The sequence below is a fragment of the Niallia sp. FSL M8-0099 genome, from assembly GCF_038006945.1.
GTDB lineage: Bacteria > Bacillota > Bacilli > Bacillales > Cytobacillaceae > Niallia > Niallia circulans.
Map to the genome: position 1 here is coordinate 27,973 of NZ_JBBOWF010000004.1, position 23,906 is coordinate 51,878.

17 protein-coding genes and 1 other annotated feature are annotated in these 23,906 nt (G+C 35.1%); of the genes, 5 read left to right on the forward strand and 12 right to left on the reverse strand.

Annotated features, from left to right (window positions below; all coding sequences use genetic code 11):
* Positions 1-14: 14 nt before the first annotated feature.
* A complete protein-coding gene (locus tag NSQ92_RS25630) occupies positions 15-749 on the reverse strand; it encodes a PRC-barrel domain-containing protein (RefSeq protein WP_095258080.1) in 735 nt (244 codons plus the stop codon).
* 12 nt (positions 750-761) lie between these two features.
* Positions 762-2,027 (reverse strand): hypothetical protein, encoded by a 1,266-nt coding sequence (locus NSQ92_RS25635; protein ID WP_341153320.1) that lies wholly within the window; start codon positions 2,025-2,027, stop codon positions 762-764.
* A 156-nt stretch (positions 2,028-2,183) separates the two neighbouring features.
* Here NSQ92_RS25635 and NSQ92_RS25640 point away from each other — a divergent pair, with 156 nt between their 5' ends.
* From NSQ92_RS25640 to NSQ92_RS25650, 3 genes are read left to right on the forward strand one after another with little or no spacing between them, the layout of a single operon-like run.
* Complete coding sequence (locus NSQ92_RS25640) at positions 2,184-2,678, forward strand: type IV pilus modification PilV family protein (protein ID WP_061801238.1); 495 nt, start codon at positions 2,184-2,186, stop codon at positions 2,676-2,678.
* Positions 2,662-3,243, forward strand: a complete 582-nt coding sequence (locus tag NSQ92_RS25645) for a type II secretion system protein (RefSeq protein WP_095322610.1) — start codon at positions 2,662-2,664, stop codon at positions 3,241-3,243. Before NSQ92_RS25640 ends, NSQ92_RS25645 begins: the two co-directional genes overlap by 17 nt.
* A gap of 14 nt (positions 3,244-3,257) precedes the next feature.
* A complete protein-coding gene (locus tag NSQ92_RS25650) occupies positions 3,258-5,306 on the forward strand; it encodes a hypothetical protein (protein WP_341153321.1) in 2,049 nt (682 codons plus the stop codon).
* 232 nt (positions 5,307-5,538) lie between these two features.
* Here the strand turns inward: NSQ92_RS25650 and NSQ92_RS25655 are convergent, their stop codons facing one another.
* The 6 genes from NSQ92_RS25655 to spoVID all read right to left on the reverse strand — a co-directional run bounded on the left by NSQ92_RS25655 (position 5,539) and on the right by spoVID (position 17,616).
* A complete protein-coding gene (locus tag NSQ92_RS25655; RefSeq protein WP_341153322.1) occupies positions 5,539-8,391 on the reverse strand; it encodes a vWA domain-containing protein in 2,853 nt (950 codons plus the stop codon).
* A gap of 267 nt (positions 8,392-8,658) precedes the next feature.
* Positions 8,659-10,374, reverse strand: coding sequence for a sensor domain-containing diguanylate cyclase (locus NSQ92_RS25660; protein WP_053215746.1), 1,716 nt, complete (start codon positions 10,372-10,374; stop codon positions 8,659-8,661).
* A 182-nt stretch (positions 10,375-10,556) separates the two neighbouring features.
* Complete coding sequence (locus tag NSQ92_RS25665; RefSeq protein WP_047943579.1) at positions 10,557-11,858, reverse strand: bifunctional folylpolyglutamate synthase/dihydrofolate synthase; 1,302 nt, start codon at positions 11,856-11,858, stop codon at positions 10,557-10,559.
* A 145-nt stretch (positions 11,859-12,003) separates the two neighbouring features.
* Positions 12,004-14,649, reverse strand: a complete 2,646-nt coding sequence (locus tag NSQ92_RS25670; protein WP_341153323.1) for a valine--tRNA ligase — start codon at positions 14,647-14,649, stop codon at positions 12,004-12,006.
* A gap of 66 nt (positions 14,650-14,715) precedes the next feature.
* Positions 14,716-14,945, reverse strand: a binding site (T-box leader).
* A 167-nt stretch (positions 14,946-15,112) separates the two neighbouring features.
* Positions 15,113-16,201, reverse strand: a complete 1,089-nt coding sequence (gene ysxE, locus NSQ92_RS25675) for a spore coat protein YsxE (protein WP_235844482.1) — start codon at positions 16,199-16,201, stop codon at positions 15,113-15,115.
* 191 nt (positions 16,202-16,392) lie between these two features.
* Positions 16,393-17,616 (reverse strand): stage VI sporulation protein D, encoded by a 1,224-nt coding sequence (gene spoVID / locus NSQ92_RS25680; RefSeq protein ID WP_047943577.1) that lies wholly within the window; start codon positions 17,614-17,616, stop codon positions 16,393-16,395.
* A 292-nt stretch (positions 17,617-17,908) separates the two neighbouring features.
* On the opposite strand from spoVID, the gene NSQ92_RS25685 reads away from it, so the two are divergent.
* Both NSQ92_RS25685 and NSQ92_RS25690 read left to right on the forward strand, forming a co-directional pair.
* A complete protein-coding gene (locus tag NSQ92_RS25685) occupies positions 17,909-18,664 on the forward strand; it encodes a polysaccharide deacetylase family protein (RefSeq protein ID WP_336045010.1) in 756 nt (251 codons plus the stop codon).
* A 10-nt stretch (positions 18,665-18,674) separates the two neighbouring features.
* Positions 18,675-19,640: an ABC transporter substrate-binding protein gene (locus NSQ92_RS25690; RefSeq protein ID WP_047943575.1), complete on the forward strand. Its 966-nt coding sequence runs from the start codon at positions 18,675-18,677 to the stop codon at positions 19,638-19,640.
* A 286-nt stretch (positions 19,641-19,926) separates the two neighbouring features.
* On the opposite strand, the gene NSQ92_RS25695 is transcribed toward NSQ92_RS25690, so the two are convergent.
* The 4 genes from NSQ92_RS25695 to hemB form a co-directional block, all read right to left on the reverse strand.
* Entirely contained in the window at positions 19,927-20,679 is a 753-nt protein-coding gene (locus NSQ92_RS25695) for an ABC transporter permease (RefSeq protein ID WP_341153324.1), read from the reverse strand.
* Positions 20,676-21,419, reverse strand: coding sequence for an ABC transporter ATP-binding protein (locus tag NSQ92_RS25700; RefSeq protein WP_061798666.1), 744 nt, complete (start codon positions 21,417-21,419; stop codon positions 20,676-20,678). Before NSQ92_RS25700 ends, NSQ92_RS25695 begins: the two co-directional genes overlap by 4 nt.
* Before the next feature lie 206 nt (positions 21,420-21,625).
* Positions 21,626-22,915, reverse strand: a complete 1,290-nt coding sequence (gene hemL / locus NSQ92_RS25705; RefSeq protein WP_047943573.1) for a glutamate-1-semialdehyde 2,1-aminomutase — start codon at positions 22,913-22,915, stop codon at positions 21,626-21,628.
* A 14-nt stretch (positions 22,916-22,929) separates the two neighbouring features.
* Positions 22,930-23,904 (reverse strand): porphobilinogen synthase, encoded by a 975-nt coding sequence (hemB, locus tag NSQ92_RS25710; RefSeq protein WP_251687500.1) that lies wholly within the window; start codon positions 23,902-23,904, stop codon positions 22,930-22,932.
* Between the last annotated feature and the right edge of the window lie 2 nt (positions 23,905-23,906).

Genomic DNA, 23,906 nt, shown 5'->3' on the forward strand with positions numbered 1-23,906 from the left:
AATGACTCCTTTTGTTATGCATTAACACTCATGGATAGATCAATTACTACACTTGGCCCCGCATTTTGCGCTTTCTCAATATCCTCTAGTGTTAATATAGAACCCTCCGCAGCAATCAATTCACCATCTGCTGCATAAATATCTTTTGTTACTTGTTTATTGAGCAATAATTCTCTTTGTTTTTCTTTTAACCCATTAAGACTAGCTTCATCTTCTCGCTCCACTACTTCCAACCCTTGGAATAAGTGGTCATTTGAAGATACAGCTTCTTCTTGAACAGAATAAGGTGCAGCTACTTCTTCTTTCACAATAATAATATCTTTACCATAGGTGATAACAGTATCGGATGAAATGACTGATTCTCGATCCTCCAGAACAAGTCCAATGATTTCACCTGTCTCTTCGTCAATTTGATACTCTGTCACTTTACCTACAAGATCTCCTTTTCTAGTAATAACATTTGTATCAATAATCGCGATTTTTTTGCTTGCCAGCTCACTAGCAATAGGAATCTGTGTTAAATCAATGATAGAGTTTGCACTTTCGATTGTTACAGCATATTCCCCTACACCGATCACCTTTTTAAAAGGGATTGCTTGAATACTCTCTTGCCATTCTTCTTGCTCTAGTGTTAAAAAATCCACAAAACCTTTTTCTGGATTAATGATTAAAGACTGTACATTTCCTTCTTGTTGTCCGTTAGAGATGCTGATAATCGGTAAACCTTTTAACTGTGTGCTAATTTTCATAATCTATCTCCCCTATACTTTCAGATACTTTTCTTCCATAAATTTAATTTGTTCTAATACAATCGGTTGTTCCATAAATTTTTCTCTAAGCGAATATAATAAATTTTCTAATTTACCCTCTTCCTTATTTTGAACATATACATCAATTAACAAAGCAGAATAAGCAAAATATTCATTTAAAGGAATAGGCTTCTTCAAACACTGAGTTAATACAGTCTCGAATTCTTCCATATCCATGGCATTCTGCAACAGTTCTAATTGTGCTAAAGTATTGTTGATAATCTTATGAGCTAAGCCACTTACCACATTTTCGTGTTTATCACCATCTAATCCAATTTGATTTTCTTGGCTTTGTTCCAGTGAAAGTTCTGCTTGTTCATCCATCATTTCAACAGCAGAATCCTCCTGCACTTCCTCTATATGTTCACTTATAGCAGTCATTTCTTCTGATAGGATTGTTTTCTCCTCTTCCGTTATGGCATTATCCGCTAGATCATTCCAGAGCTGTTCCTGTTCCATCTTTTCCACTGACACTGCAACTTCAACATCCTCACCAATAGAAAAAAAGATTTCCTCTATTTGATCTTCTTCGTCAATTCCCTCGCTTGTTTTAATAGCAGTGGAAGGATCGTTTTCTTCCAGCATTTTTTCAATTTCAGCTAGATAGTTCGTCTCTACTGGTTCTTTATCTATTTCTTTATCTATTTCTTTATCTATTTCTTTATCTATTTCTTTATCTATTTCTCTATCTATTTCTCTATCGATAACTTCTTCCTCTATGGAAAGTAAAAATTCTTCTTCCTGTTTAACAACTTCTAAATGTTTCATCACATCAAGATGCATGCCTATGCTTTCGACTGTTTCCTCTTGAATGATAGCTGCTTCATTTGTTAAAATGTCTTCTTGATTTACCTCTGGAACAAAGGGAATAATATCCTCTTCTAGTTCTACGTCATTCTGAGTAGTTTTTAAATCCTTTGTTTCTCGTGGTTCTTGTCTTTTCTCTATAACAGAATCTTCTACGTCTTCTGGCATGACAAAAAGTATTGTTGACCAATTTTTCAACAAAAGATAGCTTGCACTAATAAGGAATAATAGCATAATTAAAATACTTTGCCAGAAAGAAAATAGCTCCCTTGAAAGTAATCCGATCGCAGAAATACAAAACGCTAATCCAATAATAGTAAATTTCCCTCGATTCGAAAGTCCTAATGGCAAGAAATACAAAACAGGCACAACAAAAATTAAGGACATAAGCGCCAAAATGTATACAGTCATTCATACACCTCCTCTTTTCGAACCATTTATCTAATCATACGACATTTTTTGTAAATTATCTAAAACTTTTGTATTATTTTTTTGATACTTTTCATCATATAATAGCTATTTAGTATTGTATAATAAGAATAGCATTTTTGAAAGCAGGGAAAAAATATGAAAATTCCAAAGCTGATATCTAGTTCTAAAGGATTAACATTAATAGAAGTTTTATTGTCTCTTACTATCCTTAGTATAATCATTTTAGGTATAATGAACTTTTTTACTCAAGCTTATTCTTATACGAATCTTAATCAGAAAAAAACTGCTGGTATAAATGTTGCTAGAAATGCTTTGACATACATGGAACAAACTACCCAAGAAGACTCCTTTATCAGCATAAAAAATAGAATAGATCATAATAAGGAGACAACAGGTGAATTATTCATCTGCAATAATGAGTATAAAGTAATCTGGGACAAAGATAATCAAGCATCCTGTACACCTATTAAAATTAATAATATTGATTATCATGTAATTATTAAGCCTATTTTAGATAAAAATTACAGCAATTTTTTCATTCCTTTAACAGTAACTGTCACATGGAGTGTAAACAAAAAAGAGTACAATACTTCCATGGAGGGAGCCATCAAAAGTGAGGATCTTCGATGAAAAAGGAATAACACTATATGAACTATTGGCAGCCATCACCATTCTTGCAATCGTATTGCCAGTCATCTATGGAGTCTTTCAGTCTGGTTTATCCTTATATAATAAAATTCAGATAGAAGGACAAATCCGAGATGATGCTGATTATGCCGTTTCTATGATGATGAACTCCTTTAATAGCATCCCTTTTGACTATGTAACGATAGAAGGAGATTCAAAAATCAGCTTATATGATACAGAAAAGACTGTATTTGAGAAGAATACTAAAGAGAATTCTTCTTTTTATACTTATGATAAAGAAAAAATAAAACCAGAGAATGCAAAAGTAAGTAGTATTGCATTTGTTGACCACCAGCTTAAAAACGAAACGATTACTTCTGTTTCGATCAATAATCAAATTCTAGAGGGAAGCGGGGATTTTACCGGTTCTAAAGTAAGGCTTTCCTGTAGTAAAACAGACCCAGAAAATAAAAATCGTTGCCTTCATGGGTTAATCCATATCACTTTTATCATCGATCAAGCACGATTAAATCGACCTTTAACTTTAGAAAGTCAATTTGGCTTTTAAGGAGAATACCATTTATGTTCAATTGGAATCAAAAAGGGAACGCCCTAATTACCGTATTATTAATTACATTAGTTTTTACAACAATAGGTCTGGCAATTGTAGCATCTAGTATAAGCAGTACAAAAAGGGTAGAAACGAGAGAAACGGACATCAATATTACGTATGAGAGCAAAAAAGTACTCGAAGAAATAACCTATGAAATGGCTAATGCCTTACAATCTTTACCTTTAGATTATCGGCAGATCGATAACCAATATATCGTAAGTGATTCTTTTGATACACAGCTTGCATCCATGGTTATTATGCCAACGTTAAATAAAATTTTAACAAATCAAACGTATAATGAATCGATTAGTTGTCTAAGTGTAGTGGATTTAAGCGATGCTACTAAAGTAGAGATTCCTTCTAATAAAGCGTGTTCTAAAAAAACCTACGATTTGGATAGTACTTATACGATCGATCGAGAATTAGATTTCACCAGAGTGCTAGAAATTATTCTTGTAACCAATAATCCTAACGAAACAGAAGGAAGTATTACAAGAACCTTAAAGAAGCGAGTAATTTTATCTCCCCTTCCTAGCTTTTTAAAGTATGCGCTAGGAGCTTACTCTAAACAGAATGAAGAAGGACTATTTATTAATGGATCACCTAATGTAAATGGCAATATTTATGCAAATCAGCTTCAAATTAGTGATCGGGCGAAATACCAGCTAAAAAATGGTACTAGAGAAGAAAAATCATCTCTTCCCCCTTCTATTACCGGTAATATTTATAGTAGTTCTGCAAACTTAATACCGGTGCTGAAAGATAAGAATTTCTATAAAGGAGAAGTACCTTCTTTAAATCATGATAGTCAATTTATTAATATTGATTATAATCGTACTTTTATCCAACGAATGGATACTTTGTTAAGAACAGATGATAATTTGAACAATATAACAATTAGAGATATAAGCGAAACAGCTAATTTTCCAAGTCTTCTTCAGAACAAAGTAGCTAGTATCGTAAACGGTCAATCAAACAGTGCTCCCTTGATTGAAAATGTCCCAGAGCAAGAAGCACCTTCTTCTGTATTAGGAGATTCTCTCAAACGTCTCTCCAATAGTTTTCAGATTAAGAGTGACAATAATCCATTAGATTTCAAGGAAAAAGTAAGCATCAACGGAGATACTGTTATTAACAGCAGCAATTATCCTATTACATTCGATAAGGACTTAGTTGTTAACGGTGATTTATATTTAGTAAGCAACAGCCAATTAAAGTTAGCAAATAATATTTATGTATCTGGTGATTTACATCTAATCAATTTTGATGGTGAAATGAATTTACAAGGAAATCTCTTTGTTGCAGGTGATTTAAATATCGAGTCTGCTGCTGACAATAAAAGTAATCCTCATAACGGTGTCAGCATCAACGGAGATATTCTTACAGGGAAGTCTATCCATATCCGTCCTTTAAATACAACCATTTCTTTAAATAGCAATATGATCAGTCTAGATTCATTTACTATAAACGGAGATGAAAAAGGAGAAGAGTCTGGAGAAAATGATATAGTCAAAATTAACTCTGTTGTTTACACATTAAATGAGACCTTTGTTTCCAATATTAATATTCTTGGCTTGCCATATATTGATAAAAGAACGAATGCCCAAAAAGTGGGACAGCTCATTTTATTAGCTAAGGAAAAACTTACGATTACAAGAATGAATGAGTTTAATCATTTCCATCCAATGAAAGAAACTGGTTTTCCTTATCTTCCAGATGAGGAGACAATCATCCAACCTTTAAAAGCTTTCTTTTACACAGAAAAAAAAGCTGAATTATATGGTGTTGGTTCCCTGTTCTATATTAAGGGTGGCGTTTTTGCAAAAGATTCTCTCGAAATAAATGCAATTCGCGCCAACAGAGAGTTCTCTTCCATTTCTGATATCCCAAATTCAAGGGAAGGAATGCTTTCACGATTTATCGTTGATTATGACCAAGATGTTTTATTAAGAGGAATAGATGCACTTCCTATAGTAGATCGACTACAAATTATACCAGATGATTTTGTGATTGAATAATTTGTAGTTAGTTTGAAAGTGATAACCACAAACACCTTTCCTATAAATCATAAAAAACCCGAACAATTACACGAGAGGCTATTTTGATATGCTCCCCTATAGGTAGACAGATTAAAAAATAAAAATCTGGTTACTTGTAGGGGAGCATATCATTTACCTCTCCGTAATCATTCGGGTTTTACTTGTGGGATACTTGTGTCCCAATCTTTGGTTCCGCTAGGGTACAAACAATTTACCAGCGTCCATCTCCGTCTTCTCCATTGCCATTATTTCCTTCCTTTTCTTTTACTACTTTGAAAAGGGTAGAATCTTTAGGCTGGGTACCATCTTTTTGCTTTTCTGCAATAGCGGTTATTTCTGCATAACCAACATCTGCTGCTTTCAAATAATATTGTCCATCCTGCCTAATTACTTCCACTGTATCAGGAGCATTAGACAGAACTTGTTCTATATCTTTATCTGTCGCATTAGAAGGATTAAAGATTAAGAGATCATCTACCGCTATAAGCTTGTCATTTGTTCCAGCACTACGTTCGATTGTATAAACTGGCTTCGTAAATGAAATATTCTCTAGTTTTACATAGGGATCTCTAACATGCACCGGAATCCGCTGTATAAGGTTGGATCCATCTGTCGTCTTCACAATTAATTCAGTCGTTCCTGCTGTATTTCCTATTAGTGTATTTTGTCCAGGAATTAAGCTTGAGATAGATGGATTAGCCACAGCTATATCCAAAGTCTTATTCGTAGCATTATTCGGCTCGATTGTTATCGTAAAACTCTTTGTGCCATCAACGTTTATTTCTATCGGATTAGGCTCGATTGTTATGGAAGTTATCGGCCATGCTATTTTAATCGTTTTTACGATCTCTGTATTATTCGCAAACCCACCAGCTGCTTTAATCGATATTGTATTTTCTCCTGATGTTTCAATGCTGATTTTATCTTTTGGCTTGAACGTTTTCCAGCCAGTACTATCAGAACCGTTATCGATTTTATAAGCATAAGTCACATCTTGTCCTGGTATTTTCCGGGTTAATACAGTATCAATAAACTCTGTTGAAGTAGAACCACTCTTATAATGTTTTTTTGTATCCTGTCCAATTAATTCAAAGTCAGGTAAAAAGTGCAAATATGCTTTACTGTTATCCGAATACGTAATTTCAATAGTTTGATTTTTAGATTCTTGTTCAAATACCATTTCTTTTACAGACTTATTGGCAAGATTATAATCATTTGGATATTCGGTATTAGCTAATTTCTTATTTGTTTCTTGTTCCCTTTTTTCGATTATCCCTGCTGCATCTCCAGTATATTTAATCATCGTAAACTCTTTTAATTGTACTTTCATATTCATTGTTTGCGCAGATGGAGATATAGTTGTGGCATTTATAAACTGGAAACGAGAATCCTTAAAATATAAGTCTGCTCTTGGCATACTTAAATTATTTACAGCATAATTGATCTTATATTCAACTGTTCTATTGATTGTCGAAGGAATAAAGCTTCCATTCGAGTAATGAATCTCATTCGGTAAAGTAATAACGGCATACCGACTACCATTTTTTGTAATTTCTTTAACGCTATCTGTGGTGACTATGGATACACTATCTGGTAGTGGTTGTTCGATAATTAAATTAGCTAGCGTGCCACTTACTGTATTATTCACAAGACCAATTGGATTCAACGTGTATTTGACATTAAAATGATTCGATTTATCTGATGAATTGCTTGTCTTGATTAAATCATTTAGTTCATTTACTACTTTTTCTAACGTCATGGTCGAAGAAAAACTAGCTGGCGCATCCTCTTTTACTTGGATTGTTGTACTTGTTTTCTTTGTTTGCGTATTTCCGTCTAAATCTTTATATTGCAAAGTTATATCATCAAATACATACGTTCCCGTTTCACTAAAAGTCAACGGCAAAGATATATCAATAGAACCTGATGGATCTTGATTGACAGGGAAAAGAATGTCTTTCTTAATAATGATATCTCCCACACTATCTGTTGTTACGTTTGCATTATTACTTAATTTGACCTTGTCACCAAACTTCGAAATATTTATTTTTATCGCAGCTGAAATAGTAGGTGTATTTACTTTTTCCGAAATCGTCTCAAATATTTTTGCAATAGATTGTTCAGATGCTTGTTGGGCTGTTACGCCTGTTGTTTCGGACAATTTATTCAAATAACTCATATCTACTTCCTTGTTTGTTCCAAAACCGATGGAATAGAGTTTATAGTTATTGGCGGCAAGATTGTTTACTTCCGTTTCGATATGAGATTTTATTGCTTTTTCCACATAACTTAAACTTGTTGAAACGATAGTTCCATTGGATCTAACAGCTCTAGCAGTGTTATTTGTATAAATAGTATACGTAACCGTATCCTTAACCTGCTTATTTGAACATGTTTGCCAGAAATAATAATTTGTGCAAACTTTATCTGTAAATGTTTCCTCCATAATAGAAGAAGTTGGTTCGCCATCTGTTAAAAATACAATATATTTATTAGCATTATTATTGCCGCTTGCCAGCATAGATCCCGCTGTTTGAAAGGACTGAGTATAATTTGTTCCCCCAGTTGCAACGAGACGATTCGCTACATTATTAATAGTCTTTAAATTATCTCTAACATTACCCGCTGAATTATATGCATAAATAGGAAAATAAACCATTTTTTCTTTTTCTACATCCGTTGAAAAGGGAATAAATGCGAATCTATCATATATATTCGGATCTTCACTAAAGTAATCAACAGCCTGTGTAATTGCATTTTTTGCACTTTTAAATTTATATGGATTATAACCAAGCTCGTCCATCGATCCTGATTTATCGAATACAAATGCTAATTCAATGGGAGAACGATTGCTGCTGGTCACTTTCCCTTCTGGAGTCAAACGAACATCTAAATTTCCTTGTGCTACTCCACCACTAGGCTTTACAATAATATTTTGAGATGGGGTAACAGAAAAGCCTACAGATGGAGTAGTGGCAGATGCATTAGTCTCTGTAGTAGGTAAGATGAATAATAATATCAATAACACGATGAAAAATTTACTAGCTAATTTCGTTCTCCTCATAAAATCGCACCCCTATTTATTACCCTTTTACTAGTTTTATTTTATAAACACAATATTACCATCATTATATCAAGTACTTTTGAACTAGTATAGCTTTTTTATAGGGGGAATAAGTTGCATTCTCTAATCGTTCACGATAAATTCTCCAAAAAAAATGAACTTCACCTAGGAAGTTCAAAGAGCTTTTAATTCATTGTCTTTTCATCCAACTATCCATCAGTTAGATAAAAAACTTTCAGGTTATTCGATCCTTTTTGCAAGAAGCCTTTATTTTACATAACCTGCGACACGATTACGTCCTGCTCGTTTAGCGCCCACATATAATGCGCGATCCGCATGACGAATCAAAGCTAACGGCTCATCCGCATCTACTGGCGCATAAGCTAATCCAAGGGAAGCAGTTATATTTACATTCTTAATTTGTTGACGATCGTCGATATTTTGTTTAATGACAAATGGCCTAGAGGCAATCCTCTTGCGGATAAACTCAGCTAAATCAAATGCTTCTTTATTCTCTATATTGCTTAATAGGATGACAAATTCTTCTCCACCATACCTAGCAACCAATCCGTGGTCACCAATAAGATTTTGAATTCTTTTGGCGAAACCTATTAAAATCTCATTTCCAGCTTGATGACCATATTGATCATTAATCGCTTTAAAATGGTCAATATCCAACATGATGAGCGCAAGATTGTCCAAATTCTTTTCATTCAATTTAGTAAACTGCTCACTTAATATTTTTTCAAAATAGCGGTAGTTATAAAGCTTCGTCAGAGCACACCTCTCACTATTTTCCTTTGTTTTTTCAAAATATTTAGCGTTCTCAAGCGCAATGGCAAATTGGCTGCATAAAAGGTCTAAAACCATTAACTTGATGTTTGCAAATGCCTTCTTTTGTCTGCTTCCCAGCAATAATACACCAATTACTTTATTATTTTTATTTAGCGGCATACAGAGTACACTTTGAACGCCCTCCGGCATATATCCCTTGTTTACGATCTGCCATTCCTGCTTAGAATGGTATACTTCTGCTTTTTTCGACGCCAGCACTTTCCCACAAATCCCCTCATTTTCTTTCATTATTTCAGGTAATAGAGGTAATCTCTCTTGCTGCTCCACACGTGATATCATTTCTAAATCTTCATTCGTATTAACTTGATGAATAAACACGAAATCAACTTTAAATAATTCATAAAGCTTTTCGATAAAAAAATCGATTGTTTCATTTACATACAAATTTTGAGATAGCTGATGGCCAATCTCTGCTGTTTTCCGTAAATAATCATTCGCCGTTTGACTAGAATGATATAGTTTTAAAATAAGTGATAACGTGATAAATGGAACACCGATTAAGATTAAGGCAGCTAGCCCGATATATTCATACATAAGATATAAAGCGATGCCTACCGGATATGTGATAATCGTTGTGAATATTTCCCACACCAAATCCTTGGTGATAAATCGTTGCTTTCGCTTATAGATAAAGCGAACAATAAAAAATATCCCCAAAGTATTGAGTAAGAGATAGGAAATGAGATATACACTAATTAAAGCAAATGATTTAAAATTTAAGGCAATATCAAATCCATGTCCGCCTCCGAAACTATAGTAAATAATCCCACTAATAAAGGAAACAAGGAAAAACATAATAGAATTCATCGGTAAGCGGAATAGCGACTTCCTATCTAATTTAGCTTGATAGAGTACAGCTAATAATGCGATTTGAACAAGAATGATTTCCATAACTAATCCAAAGATTAAGAAAACAGATAAAGTTGCCCATTGCAGAAAAAACACTGGAATGCCATTTATAATCATCGGCATACTAGCGACAATTGTCATAAATAGTAAAAAAGCAACTAACTCCCAACCCTTATCATAAATTTGCGGAGGATACAATGTATAAGAAAACCACAAACCAAAAGGAAGGAGGAGTGTCCAAACTGTCCATATTAATTTTTTGTAGACTGGGTTAATCATACACATCTCCCCCTTCCTTTTATATCCATTCATCTATCAATTAAATTTGTATTTCATCATTTTTATTTACTATATGAAAAGTGAAAACCCCATCATATTCTTAAAATTCCCACATTTTCAGCCTAATAAATATATACTACCTTTTTCTATTCTAATAATCTATATTTTTTTAAGCGATGTAGTTATTTCTGATAATTTTTCCAAAATTCCTTCACTTCCGAAATAAAGTACAAAGATCCCGTTATGAGGAATAGGTCATCTGCTGTAAGCTTTTCCAATTGATTGAGAATAGCTTTCTTCCAATCACTGTTCTGATCCTTTAATGGATGATTACTTTCTTCATATAATGTCTTGCTGCTTGCAGCTCGTGGAAAATCAAATGTAACAAAAGTAATTGTTGTTGCCACTTGATCCAATTTAGCAATCATTTTGTCCGTTTTTTTATCAGAAAGTGCTGCAAAGATAATATGCTTTTTCTTATCTTTATAGCGATTAATTAATACATCTACCAGTGCATCGATTCCTTCTTCATTATGTGCCCCATCTACTACGACAAAAGGATGTTCTGACAGAATTTCCAATCTGCCAGGCCATTTGGATTGAAATAATCCCTTTCGAATACTATCTTCATTTATGGATTCAAAGGTATCCTGCAATAGATGGGCACCCATTACAGCTAGTGATGCATTTTCCACTTGGTGCTTACCAAACATGGTAATCTGTAAATCTTCCCATTTAAAAAATATGGACTTTAATCCAAATGATTCACTAGTAGGTGTTGAATGGTATTTATCTATCATAAAATCTTTATCTAATAGATAGATAGGCGCTTTCCTTTCATTTGCCTGATTTACGATTACTTTTTGAGCACCCTTTTGTTTCACTGCTGCAATAATCGGTGTATCTGTTTTAATAATGCCAGCTTTTTCAAAGGCGATTTTTTCATAGGTGTCTCCTAAAATCGCTGTATGGTCTAATCCTATACTTGTAATAATAGAAAGCAAAGGGGAGATGATATTTGTTGAGTCAAAACGACCACCTAATCCTACCTCATAAATGACAATATCTATTTTATTGATATAAGCAAAATAGTAGAAAGACATCGCTGTAATAATTTCAAATTCAGTTGGTCCGCCAATCTCCATCTGATCCATTTCTTCGACAATTGGTAATAATTTATTTGCTAATACTAAAATTTCTTCGTCGCTAATTGCTATTCCGTTTACACTAATTCTCTCATTAAATTGTTCGATGTATGGAGAGGTAAAGGTTCCAACTGTTAATCCTGCTTGTTGCAGAATATTTCTTAAGTAAGTTACAGTAGATCCCTTTCCATTTGTTCCACCTATATGAACTGTCTTTATCTGTTTTTCCGGATGGTTTAGCTTTTCCATCATCATTTCCATTCTTGTTAACCCAGGCTTTATTCCAAAACGCAAACGAGAATGAATCCAATTTAATGCTTCTTCATAATTATGAAACATTGCTACACCCTCTTATAAGATTAATGATTGCCAGTATATGCTCTAATTAACTTTAGCTAGTATTATGAAAAGTAAATGCTTCCTCCATAGAAGAAGGGTGCCTCAAAGGTTTGATAGCGGAGACACCCTTCGTTCTACTATGAAATTAACCTTTTAATTCATTAATACGCGCTTCCACTGCAGCACGTTTTTCTAAATAATCTTTTTCTTTTGCCTTTTCCTCGTTAATTACTTTTTCTGGCGCTTTTTTTACAAAGCCTTCATTGCTTAATTTCTTTTGAACACGTTCTACTTCTTTATTCCATTTCTCTAACTCTTTATTTAATCGAGCTATTTCTTCCTCCATATTAATTAAACCTTCTAAAGGAAGAATAATTTCAGCACCTGTTACTACAGCCGTCATAGCTTTATCCGGAACAGCAATATCTGTATCAATACTTAATGTTTCCGGGTTGCAGAAACGCTCAATAAAAGATTTATTTTCAAGAAGGGTAGCTTTTACCTCTTCATCTTTAGCTTTTAATAAAATGCTGATTTTCTTGCTCATTGGTGTGTTTACTTCTGCACGGCTGTTACGAACAGAGCGAATAATCTCAACAAGCAGTTTCATATCATTTGCAGCTTTCTCATCTGTGAATGACTGATTTACTTTTGGCCAGTCCGCAACGGTAATCGATTCGCCAGCATGCGGAAGGTTTTGCCAGATTTCTTCTGTGATAAATGGCATAAATGGATGTAATAAACGCATTGTATTATCAAGCACGTACGCTAAAATAGAGCGAGTTGTTAGTTTTGTCGCTTCATCATCACCGTATAATGGAAGCTTCGCCATCTCAATATACCAGTCACAGAAATCATCCCAGATAAAGTTATAAAGGACTCTTCCTACTTCTCCAAACTCATAGCGTTCAGATAGACGTGTCACTGTTTCAATTGTTTCGTTCAATCTCGTTAAGATCCACTTATCCGCAACTGATTTTTCACCTGATAAATCAATCTCATCATACGTTAAACCATCCATGTTCATTAACGCAAAACGGGAAGCATTCCAAATCTTATTCGCAAAGTTCCAAGTAGACTCTACTTTTTCAATACTGAAACGTAAATCCTGACCTGGTGAACTTCCTGTTGATAAGAAATAACGTAAGGAGTCTGCACCATACTTAGCAATTACATCCATAGGATCGACACCGTTTCCTAAAGACTTACTCATTTTGCGACCTTGTTCATCCCGAACAAGTCCATGAATTAATACATCTTTAAATGGTCTTTCCCCAGTAAACTCAAGACCTTGGAAAATCATGCGAGATACCCAGAAGAAAATAATATCATATCCAGTTACTAAAGCAGCAGTAGGATAATAGCGCTTATAGTCTTCTGCCTCTGTATTTGGCCAGTTCAATGTAGAGAATGGCCATAACGCTGAACTGAACCATGTATCTAATACGTCTGTCTCTTGTGTCCAATTTTCTATATCTGCTGGTGCTTCATGATTTACATAAACTTCACCTGTTTCTTTATGATACCAAGCAGGAATACGATGTCCCCACCAAAGCTGACGAGAAATACACCAATCACGAATATTTTCCATCCAGCGCATATATGTGTTTTCAAAGCGATTTGGAACAAAGTTAACTTTTTGATCCTCTTTATCTTGCAAGGCGATTGCCTCATCAGCCAATGGCTGCATTTTAACGAACCATTGGGTAGATAAATATGGCTCTACTACTGCCCCACTTCGCTCAGAATGACCAACAGAATGCATATGCTCTTCGATTTTGAATAAAACACCCATTTCTTGTAAATCTTTGACGATTTGTTTACGACACTCGAAACGGTCCATTCCTTCATATTTACCAGCACGCTCATTCATTGTACCGTCTTCGTTCATTACCAGGATTCTTTCTAAATTATGACGGTTTCCAACTTCAAAATCATTAGGATCATGGGCTGGAGTCATTTTAACAGCGCCTGAACCAAAGTCCATTTCCACATAATCATCCGCAACAATCGGAATTTCTCTTCCTACAATCGGTAAAACTACTTTCTTACCAATTAAATGCTGGTATCTTTCATCTTTAGGATGAACAGCAACACCTGAATCGCCTAACATTGTTTCTGGACGAGTTGTCGCTACTTCAATATAACCAGATCCATCTGCTAAAGGATATTTCATATGATAAAAGGCACCTTGTACATCCTTATAGATTACCTCAATATCAGAGAGCGCTGTTTTGGTAGCTGGGTCCCAGTTGATAATGTATTCTCCGCGGTAGATAAGCCCTTTATTATATAAAGAAACGAATACTTCACGAACTGCTTTGGATAGCCCTTCATCTAATGTGAATCTTTCACGAGAATAATCTAATCCTAGACCTAATTTAGACCATTGGGCACGAATGTGACTTGCATATTCCTCTTTCCATTTCCATGTTTCTTCTACAAATTTTTCACGGCCAAGATCATATCTGCTAATATTTTGGGCGCGCAGCTTTTCTTCTACTTTTGCTTGGGTAGCAATACCGGCGTGGTCCATTCCAGGTAACCATAGTACATCATAGCCTTGCATTCTTTTCATTCTTGTCAATATATCTTGTAATGTTGTATCCCATGCATGCCCTAAATGCAGTTTACCTGTTACATTTGGAGGCGGGATTACGATTGTATAAGGCTTTTTTCCTTCATCTGGCTTTGCCTCAAAAAATTTGCCTTCTAACCACCAATCATAGCGACCCTTTTCAATACTTGCTGGATCATACTTTGTCGGCATGGAGATTTCTTTCATTTCCATCCTAATTTCCTCCTTATCCTGTTCCTTCGTACTTTTTAAAAGCAAATAAAAAAACTCCACTCGTCTTAAAAGGACGAATGGAGTTTGTTCGCGGTACCACCTTTTTTCCAATACAAAATAGGTATTGGCTCTTTAAAAGATGATATCGGATACTGTCCGTCTTTTACTAATAAGCACACCGTTCGCAAAAGAAGCTCGAGGGCTACCTTCCAATGGGTTGAATAGAAATCTCACAGCAAATGATTTCCTCTCTTTGAAACAACTTACACTGTACTACTCCCTGTCATTGCTTTAATAATTTATTTTATATATGCTATACTACCGAAAATAACTTAATCTCGTCAATAAGGATTGCCTAAATTTTTTAATTTTATTCATTTCCTTTTTTTGTTTGTCTTTACTTTATGAACACGAGAAAAAATGGTGACAATTATAGTACCCAATAATAATAGACCCAAGTTTTTTAATCCTGGGTCTCTGCTTGTTCCGCAGCATCCTGCTGTGCTTTTTTTTGTCTTTCTATCTCATCCACCCGCATGACAACATATTCGGTATTTTTTAAAAGCCAATATTGTTTAAGCAGCTTTTGAACATATTTCCGTTCATTAATGTCTTTCTTATTTGCTTTCATATATTTCTCACAAACTCGAATAACGGGGCCAGGATGAGCTAAATAACTTAAAAATAATAGCATTTCATCGTATTTTAACGGATTATGCTTAAAGTACGTATATAGCCACTCAATGCATTCATCATTCTGCTTCGGTCCAGTTTTTAAGGAGCGTGAGAGAAATGGAAGTAAATCATGACTTGCCGTTCCATACCTAGCTTTTTCAAAATTAGTAAAGTAACCATATCCTCTATCATCATAAAGAAAATGCTCTGATGACAGTTTCCCATGAATAATGGAGACTCTTGCCTTTTCATCTTCTTTCGTTTCCTCATACCATTCTTTTAGCTTTGTTTCCGAATAGATCAACGCCTGCCGAATGTCATGGTAATACAGACAGAACATTAATTCAAATGGTGACATATACTCTTTATTTTCACATAGCTCAATAAAACCATTTAAAAACTCTTGTTCTTTTTCAATATCTAACTGTGTATTTTCAAAATGCTCCTGTCGATCTTCCTTCTCAATTTTCACTTCTTTCGAAGATAAGATATGAAGTCGTGCAAGCTCGCGAAACATTTGCTGATGCTTCCTGGAATAATTCTCTCTTTCCTCATTAGGTAACCATGGCATTAAGTAAAACAGCTTATTGTCATAAAAAATAGCGTATCTTCCATCCACAGCTGGATAGATCGGGACAATCCGATTATATCCTTTTTGATATAGCATTCGAATATGACGGGTGAAATCTGCACCTTGATGAGGATCCATTCGTTTCAAAGCAAAAGTTCCTTTACTACTGTAAATCTTCGCTACTTTTCCGAACTCCTCTACAAAATTCGGTTCGACTGCATATGGCTTCAAAATTGGTGTATACTTCTTTAATATATTTTGTTCATTCATATCCGCCCACACTTTCTCATAAAGTGAAACTGCCATCTTCTCCGTTTCTATCGATGGTTAGTTGACGATTCGGGCATTTACCATATATTCGATTAACAATCGACTCTATTTTGTTTTCCTCCCCAATTCCTTTCACTCTCTTACTGTTTAAACTTCAAGAGCAAAAGACGGTTGAAAAGCCAAGAAAAACAGTCAAGCAGGATTTTCTCCTGCCTGCTGTTTGTGCCCTATTTCTCTACAAAATTCCTAGGAATATACAAAACTTGCCCCTCATAGATATCTTGATTTGCTTCCATGCGATTTTCTTTTAACAATGCATGGATATTTACATTATATCGGTCACTTAATTTTTCTAATGTATCGCCTTGCTGTACAATACAAACTTTCACTTTTGTATGCTTCTCTTCTTCTTTTCTAGCAAAAAACTCTGTAAAAGTAAGAGACTTTGTTTTATTAAAGAAGCCTTTCTTCTTTTTAGGCTCCTCATTAGGAGAAGAAGATGATTCTTCTAGTTCCTCTTCTTCCAAAACAACCTCTTCTTGCTTTACTTCAGTGGAGGATTCGTGATCTGGTTTTTGAAAGACTTCTTCTGCAGAAAATACTTTTTCTTCACTCCGTAATATGGAAACTTTCATCTCTGGCTCTGCAGGAGTAGTCTCATCCTCCTTTCTAACTGCCTCAGAAAAATAAGGGATCTTTGTATGTTCGTTTGTGCTCCATTCATCCTCCTCTTCTGGAGTCTTTCTAACCTCTAACTCGAAGGAAGAGTATAAGTCATCCTCTGTTTCCTTCTCTTCACGCAATTCTTCTAGTAAGGGACTAACAATTTGAAATGGACTAACCGCAATTTCAACAGGTTCTTCTATGGAATCAGTTAAAACGTCCTCCTCCTCTTCCTTCGAATGATCCCGTACTAGTTCCACTTCTTCTGCCTTCTCTTCCACTATTTCTGCCTCTTTTTCCGTATGCCGTGCTACTTCCAACTCTTCTTCTATTTCCTCCGCTATATCTTCCTCCACTTCTTCAGCAGCCAAGCCAGAAATAGTTAAATCAGCCGTTAAATTTAAGCAGCTTCTTTCGGGAAAAACATAATCAAAAGTGTCAATCTCGATTTCCACATCATCAAGACTTGTCACTCTTTCAAGAGGAATCGTAATATCAACAGGGAAATGGTGTAAAAATTCACATACCCCTTCCTCTCTCTCCATTACAGAATGAACTAATTTAGGAGCCTTAAAAACCTCCTCCTCTTCTTGTTCCCCTTCATTGTAGCGCTTGTATTCACCACTAAGTTCTAAAGAGCCTTGAATGATAATATACTGATCGTTCTCTTGGATCGTTATATTGGGATCAAGTGAAATGGAAAGCAGATCTGCTACTTCCTGTCCTTTTTGAAACCAGACGGACTCTTCCAATGAAAACCGTAAAATAGACGAATTTTCTTGAGACAAAGCGACTCCTCCTCTCATTCCTTTCACGTGTATATCACTATTGTCTTTAAAAACTTATGATTATCTGTAACACTTTATGAATATTTCTTTTATTTGTTTGGCTAAGAAAGAATCGAATCTCAACAAAAAATCTTATTTTTCTGAATTTATACACCAAATTGTTAAAACTATTTATACTTCTAGCCGTTTTTTCCCATTATGGTCCGATATAATAAAAGAAGATTTTGTAAGTTAACAAAATTACTTAAATTGGAAATGCAGGAATTCTGCATTTTATTAAAGAGGAGGTTTTATGATGGCTTTTTCTGTGTTAATGTACCACGAAATAAGAAAAGAGGAAGATTTTCAAGCAGCAGAACTACATCCAATTGATGTCAAACAAGCATATAAGGATTTCTTGCCCTCTCCCCTTTTCATTACACTAGAAAAATTTGAACAACAAATGGAGTATTTATTTAACAATGGTTTCCACACTTTATCTTTAGAGGAAGTAAAGGCATATTATGAAGGAGGCAATTCCTTACCCGAAAAATCAATATTACTTACTTTTGATGACTGCTTTCAATCCATCAAAGAATATGCTTACCCGATTCTAAAAAAATATCAATTTCACGCAACAGCATTTGTGGTAACAGGATGGCTGCATGATAACAAACGCATATTTGCAAAAGATAAATCTGTCTGTTTATCTACAAGTGACCTAGAGGAAATGAAAGACGTATTTGAATATGCCAATCACACACATCAAATGCATATACGTACAAGTGAGTCAGAAAGTCTATTAATGACTTCTAGTAAAGAAACTTTTGCCAAAGATCTAGACGAATGCAACGAACATATTCTAATCAACCATAAAAATGTATTTGCCTATCCATTTGGCCTATTCAATGAATCCAATATACTCACTTTAAAAGAAAAAGAATTTAAACTTGCATTCACTTGTGAAAATGGTCACAATGATATACGGACTAATCCCCTTTTACTAAAAAGAAATGCCATTCCTTATTTAATAGACTTAGAGGCATTTAAGAAAATTGTAACCATTTAGGAGGAAGATGATGAAAAAAATATGGACACTATCCTTCATACTCGTTTTCGTTTTAATTACTGCTGCTTGTGAAAAGACAGCCACAACTAAAACAGATAATCCAGAAAATAACACGTCTGAAAAACCATCCAGTGAAGAACTAACTATCGGCATTTTGCCAGCAGAATCAGCAATACCAATTATTTTAGCAAAGGAAAATGGCTACTTTGATAAAGAAGGAATAAATGTTTCCATCAAATCCTTCTCTGCTCCAACTGATCGAAATGTTGCCATCCAAGCGAATGAAGTAGACGGAACAATCGCAGATGTCATGACAGCAGCAGCTTTTATGGAAAATGGCATAAAGATGAAGATTACTTCTGATATAAGTGAAGATTTTAAAATACTATCCTCTCCAAACTCAGGAGTGACAGAGATGAAAGAGTTAGATGGAAAAAATGTTTCCCTTGTGCCGAATTTTATCTTGGAATATATTATGGATGATTTTGCAGCGAAAGAAGACTTCACTTATAATATCGTGGAAATCCCTTCTTTTTCTGGTCGTGCAGAAGCACTTATGGCAGACAAAGTGGATGGAGTTGTCTTTACAGAACCACAGGCTAGCATGCTAGTCAGCCAAGGTGCTCACCTTTTAGGAAGCTCAACAGATGCAGGAATTAAAGGAGGATCCATTCTATTTTCAGATGAACTAATATCCTCTAAACCAGCAGATATCAAAGCGTTTTATAAAGCTTATAATGAAGCTATTGACTATATGAACAATACAAAAGCAAAGGAATATGCTGATATATTAACTAAATACCAATTTCCTGAAGCTATGAGCAACTATTTAACAACAAAAGAGAGCTTTCCTTATGCAAGTGTAGTGCCAAAAAATTCCTTTGATTCCATTGTTCAATGGACAAAAGAGAAAGGGCAAATTAAAGAAAGCTATTCCTATGAAGATTTAACCGACTTTACTTTGTTGCCAAATTAAAAGGGACAATTTTTAGGAAAACAGAGCAGACTGAATACAAGTATACTTGATTTATTTTGATTACGGTTATTATCATAGTAGATTCTCCTTACTGCGTATTGATTGCATTGATACATGCAGCATATAGGAGAATCTTTTTATTTATACAAGCCCTAAAACGCTCCTATAAGAGTTGTGAGAAAACCAAGCCAAATGTATTCAATCTGCGGGTGATTTCCCCAGCCTACTTTCTTAAATTTAAATGGGGCAAATTATCCCCTTCCCCCTAAACTATATTTATCTCTTTTTACTTATAATTCCAAGGTGTCGTTTTTAATTCTAGTTTATCTAATAAAATAAATAGCAATAAACCAATACATCCTAAGGCTACAATTCCTGCGAACATTTCTTCATAATTCAGTTTTGTCCAAGCGCTGATAATATAGTAGCCAATTCCATATGTCGTTGCATAGTTTTCGGCAAAAAATAAGGTTGCTAAACTAATCCCTATGCTGATTCTTATCCCCGTAAATATCGCTGGTAGTATTACTGGAAAAATTAAATAGATAAATTGCTGGAAAATAGATGCCCGATAGCCGTTCATCACTTTGAAATAGCTTGCTGGTATTTGTAAGACACCATCTCTGACAGACAAAATGATTTGAAAAATAATAATCCAAATAATTAACATGATTTTAGACTGGTTTCCTAGACCATACAAAATCATAAATATCGGTAAAAATGCTACTTTGGGAATTGGATATATATAATATAAAAATGGGGATAGCCAGGTATTAACTCGCTTATTTTTCCCTAAAATAATTCCCACTGGAATACCTATTACCAAAGAAATGAATAAAGCAATGAAAATTCTTAACAAACTAGCTCCTGAATGAAGAAGCAATATATATTTTTCTTGCCACATATAAGTAACTGTTAAAAGCGGGGAGGGGATAGTGTGAGACTGGAGGAGAAAATAGACAGTATACCAAAATAAACCGACACTTATAAAACCTAAGAATAGTTGATTCACGATGATTTTTTTCATAATTTTGTTCATACATGTACCGCCGCTAATCTTTTTCGTACTTCAATACAAGCCTTATAGAAGGATAAATTGTCCTTTGCTCTCTCTACTCTAAATAGCGGATTTTCAATCGTCTCGATATCCCCATTATCTTGTAGCAATAAAATAAACTCCCCCAGAAGGACTGCCTCTTCAATATTATGCGTAACAAACAGTAACGTGGTCTGCCGTTTTTCCACCTGCTCAGCAATTAACTGTTGAATTTGTTCTTTTGTCATTTCATCTAATGTAGATGTTGGCTCATCCATTAACAACAAATCAGGTTTATTAATAAGTGTTCTTGCTAAAGCTACCCTTTGCTGCTGCCCTCCACTTAACTCCGTTGGATATTTACTCTCCATCCCACTTAACCCAACTTCTCTTATTAACGCTGTTACCCTATCCTTTATTTCCTGTTTCGCTTTTCTATTATCTAATTTTAAAGGCATTGAAATAGCATCAAATACATTTAACCAAGGAAAAAGGCCTAAATCTTGAAACATAAAGCCAATATCCTTTTGTGGATGCTGGATTCTCTTCCCATCCATTAATATTTCTCCTTCCGTTGGGTTTAAGAAACCAGCGAGAAGATGGAGAAGTGTACTTTTCCCCACTCCAGACTTACCAATTAAAGCATATGATTTGCCCTTTTCTAAATTCAAATTGATTTTATTTAAGATAGTAGTATGATCATACGTAAAACTAACGTCCTGCATCTTTACAAATGAATCCATGAAAAAATCCCTTCTTGTCCTATTAATAGTTGCATCATAACATACTATTTCCCTTCATAAAGTGGCAAAAAATCGACAGTTCTAGGTAATTTGAACGCATAGAAAGATGGGAACAACTAAAACAGCCTAAAATCCCGATAAATTGCCATGGGGATTTTAGGCTGTTTTATTTTGCTATAACTAATAAGTTATTTTACAGTTTTAATTTAAGCTTTCAACGTAGAAAAAGCTTGTTCAGCAGCAAGAATCGTATGCTCAATATCCTCATCCGATAATGCCGTAGATAAGAACATCCCTTCAAATTGAGAAGGAGGAAGAAATACGCCTTGTTCTAACATACTATTATAAAAGGCTGCAAAGTAATCTAGATTAGATGTTTTTGCACTTTCATAATCTTTTACATCTTCATTAGTAAAGAAGAAACCAATCATAGAGCCAGCACGATTTACTGTAAACGGAATTTCATATTTTGCAGCTGCTGCTTTTAAGCCTTCTTCTAAACGATCCGCTTTTCGGATAAACTCTTTATACGTATCTTTTGTTAATTGCGATATTGTTTCAAAACCTGCTGTCATTGCAAGTGGATTACCAGATAATGTACCAGCTTGGTATATCGGTCCGCTTGGCGCAATTTGGTTCATAATTTCTGCTTTTCCACCATATGCACCAACAGGTAATCCTCCTCCAATTACTTTTCCGAGACAAGTTATATCAGGGGTAATGCCAAAGTAACCCTGCGCGCATCCGTAGTCCACACGGAATCCTGTCATGACTTCATCAAAAATAAGTAATGCACCATATTCTGTTGTCACATCACGCAGTCCTTGCAGAAATCCTGGCTTTGGAGGAACAACTCCCATATTTCCCGCAACCGGCTCCGCAATAATAGCTGCAATGTCTTCCCCATACATAGAAAAGGCATATTTTACACTCTCTAAATCATTATAAGCAACTGTAATCGTATTTGCTGCAACACTTTCGGGCACTCCAGGACTATCTGGTAAACCAAGTGTGGCTACCCCAGATCCTGCTTTAATAAGCAAAGAATCGCCATGTCCATGATAACAGCCTTCAAATTTCAGAATTTTATTTCTACCCGTATAGCCGCGAGCTAAACGGATTGCACTCATTGTAGCCTCTGTGCCGGAGGAAACCATCCGAACGATTTCGATACTCGGCACACGTTCTTTTACAAGAGCAGCAAGCTCGTTTTCAATTAACGTTGGTGCTCCAAAACTAGTTCCTTTTTCAGCAACCTTTTTAATTCCCTCGACTACTCGATCATCAGCATGTCCTAAAATAAGCGGCCCCCATGATAAAACATAGTCAATATATTCATTGCCATCAATATCAAAGATTTTCGAGCCTTTCCCTGCCTCCATAAACACCGGGTTTCTTTTAACAGATTTAAAAGCACGGACCGGGCTATTTACCCCTCCTGGCATTAACTCTACTGCTTCTTTATATGCAGCTTCTGATTTTTGATAGGAACGCATTTAACTTTCCTCCTTTATTGTTCTTTTAACATACGTGCAACATCTTTAGCAAAATAGGTGATAATTAAATCTGCTCCAGCACGTTTCATACTAGTCATAGTTTCCATTATAATTCTATCTTCCTCAATCCAGCCATTTTGTGCCGCAGCTTTTACCATGCTGTATTCTCCACTTACATTATAGGTAACAATCGGCAAATTCCATTCATTTTTCATATCACGAACAATATCTAAATAAGGAAGACCTGGCTTAACAATAAGAAAATCTGCTCCTTCTGCCACATCACTTTCTGCTTCTCTAAATGCTTCCAGACGATTAGCGGGATCCATTTGATAGGCTTTGCGATCGCCAAATTGTGGGGTACTATCAGCAGCTTCACGGAATGGACCGTAAAAAGCAGAAGCATATTTTACAGCATAACTCATAATTGGTATATCAATGAATCCAGCTTCATCTAAACCTTTTCTAATAGCTGCTACAAAGCCATCCATCATATTAGAAGGAGCAATAATATCCGCTCCAGCTTCCGCTTGGCTGACCGCAGCCTTCACAAGCAATTCTAATGATTCATCATTAAGCACTCTTCCAGCTTCAATTACACCACAATGTCCGTGGCTAGTATATTCACATAAGCATGTATCTGCAATGACAATCATGTCCGGATAGTTGGCTTTAATATATTTGATACCTTCCTGAACAATACCATGATCGTGGAATGCTTGTGTTCCACATTCGTCTTTTTCCTTTGGAATACCGAATAATAACACAGATTTGATTCCCAGCGCCTGAACTTCATCCATTTCTTCCTTCAACCGATCAATTGAAAACTGATAAATGCCAGGCATAGAAGAAATTTCAGTCTTGCTATTTTCTTCTTCTGTAATAAAAATCGGATAAATTAAATCATCCAAATGTACATATGTTTCTTTCACTAATGCTCTCATATTAGCAGATTGTCTTAATCTGCGATGACGTTTAAATTCAACCATGG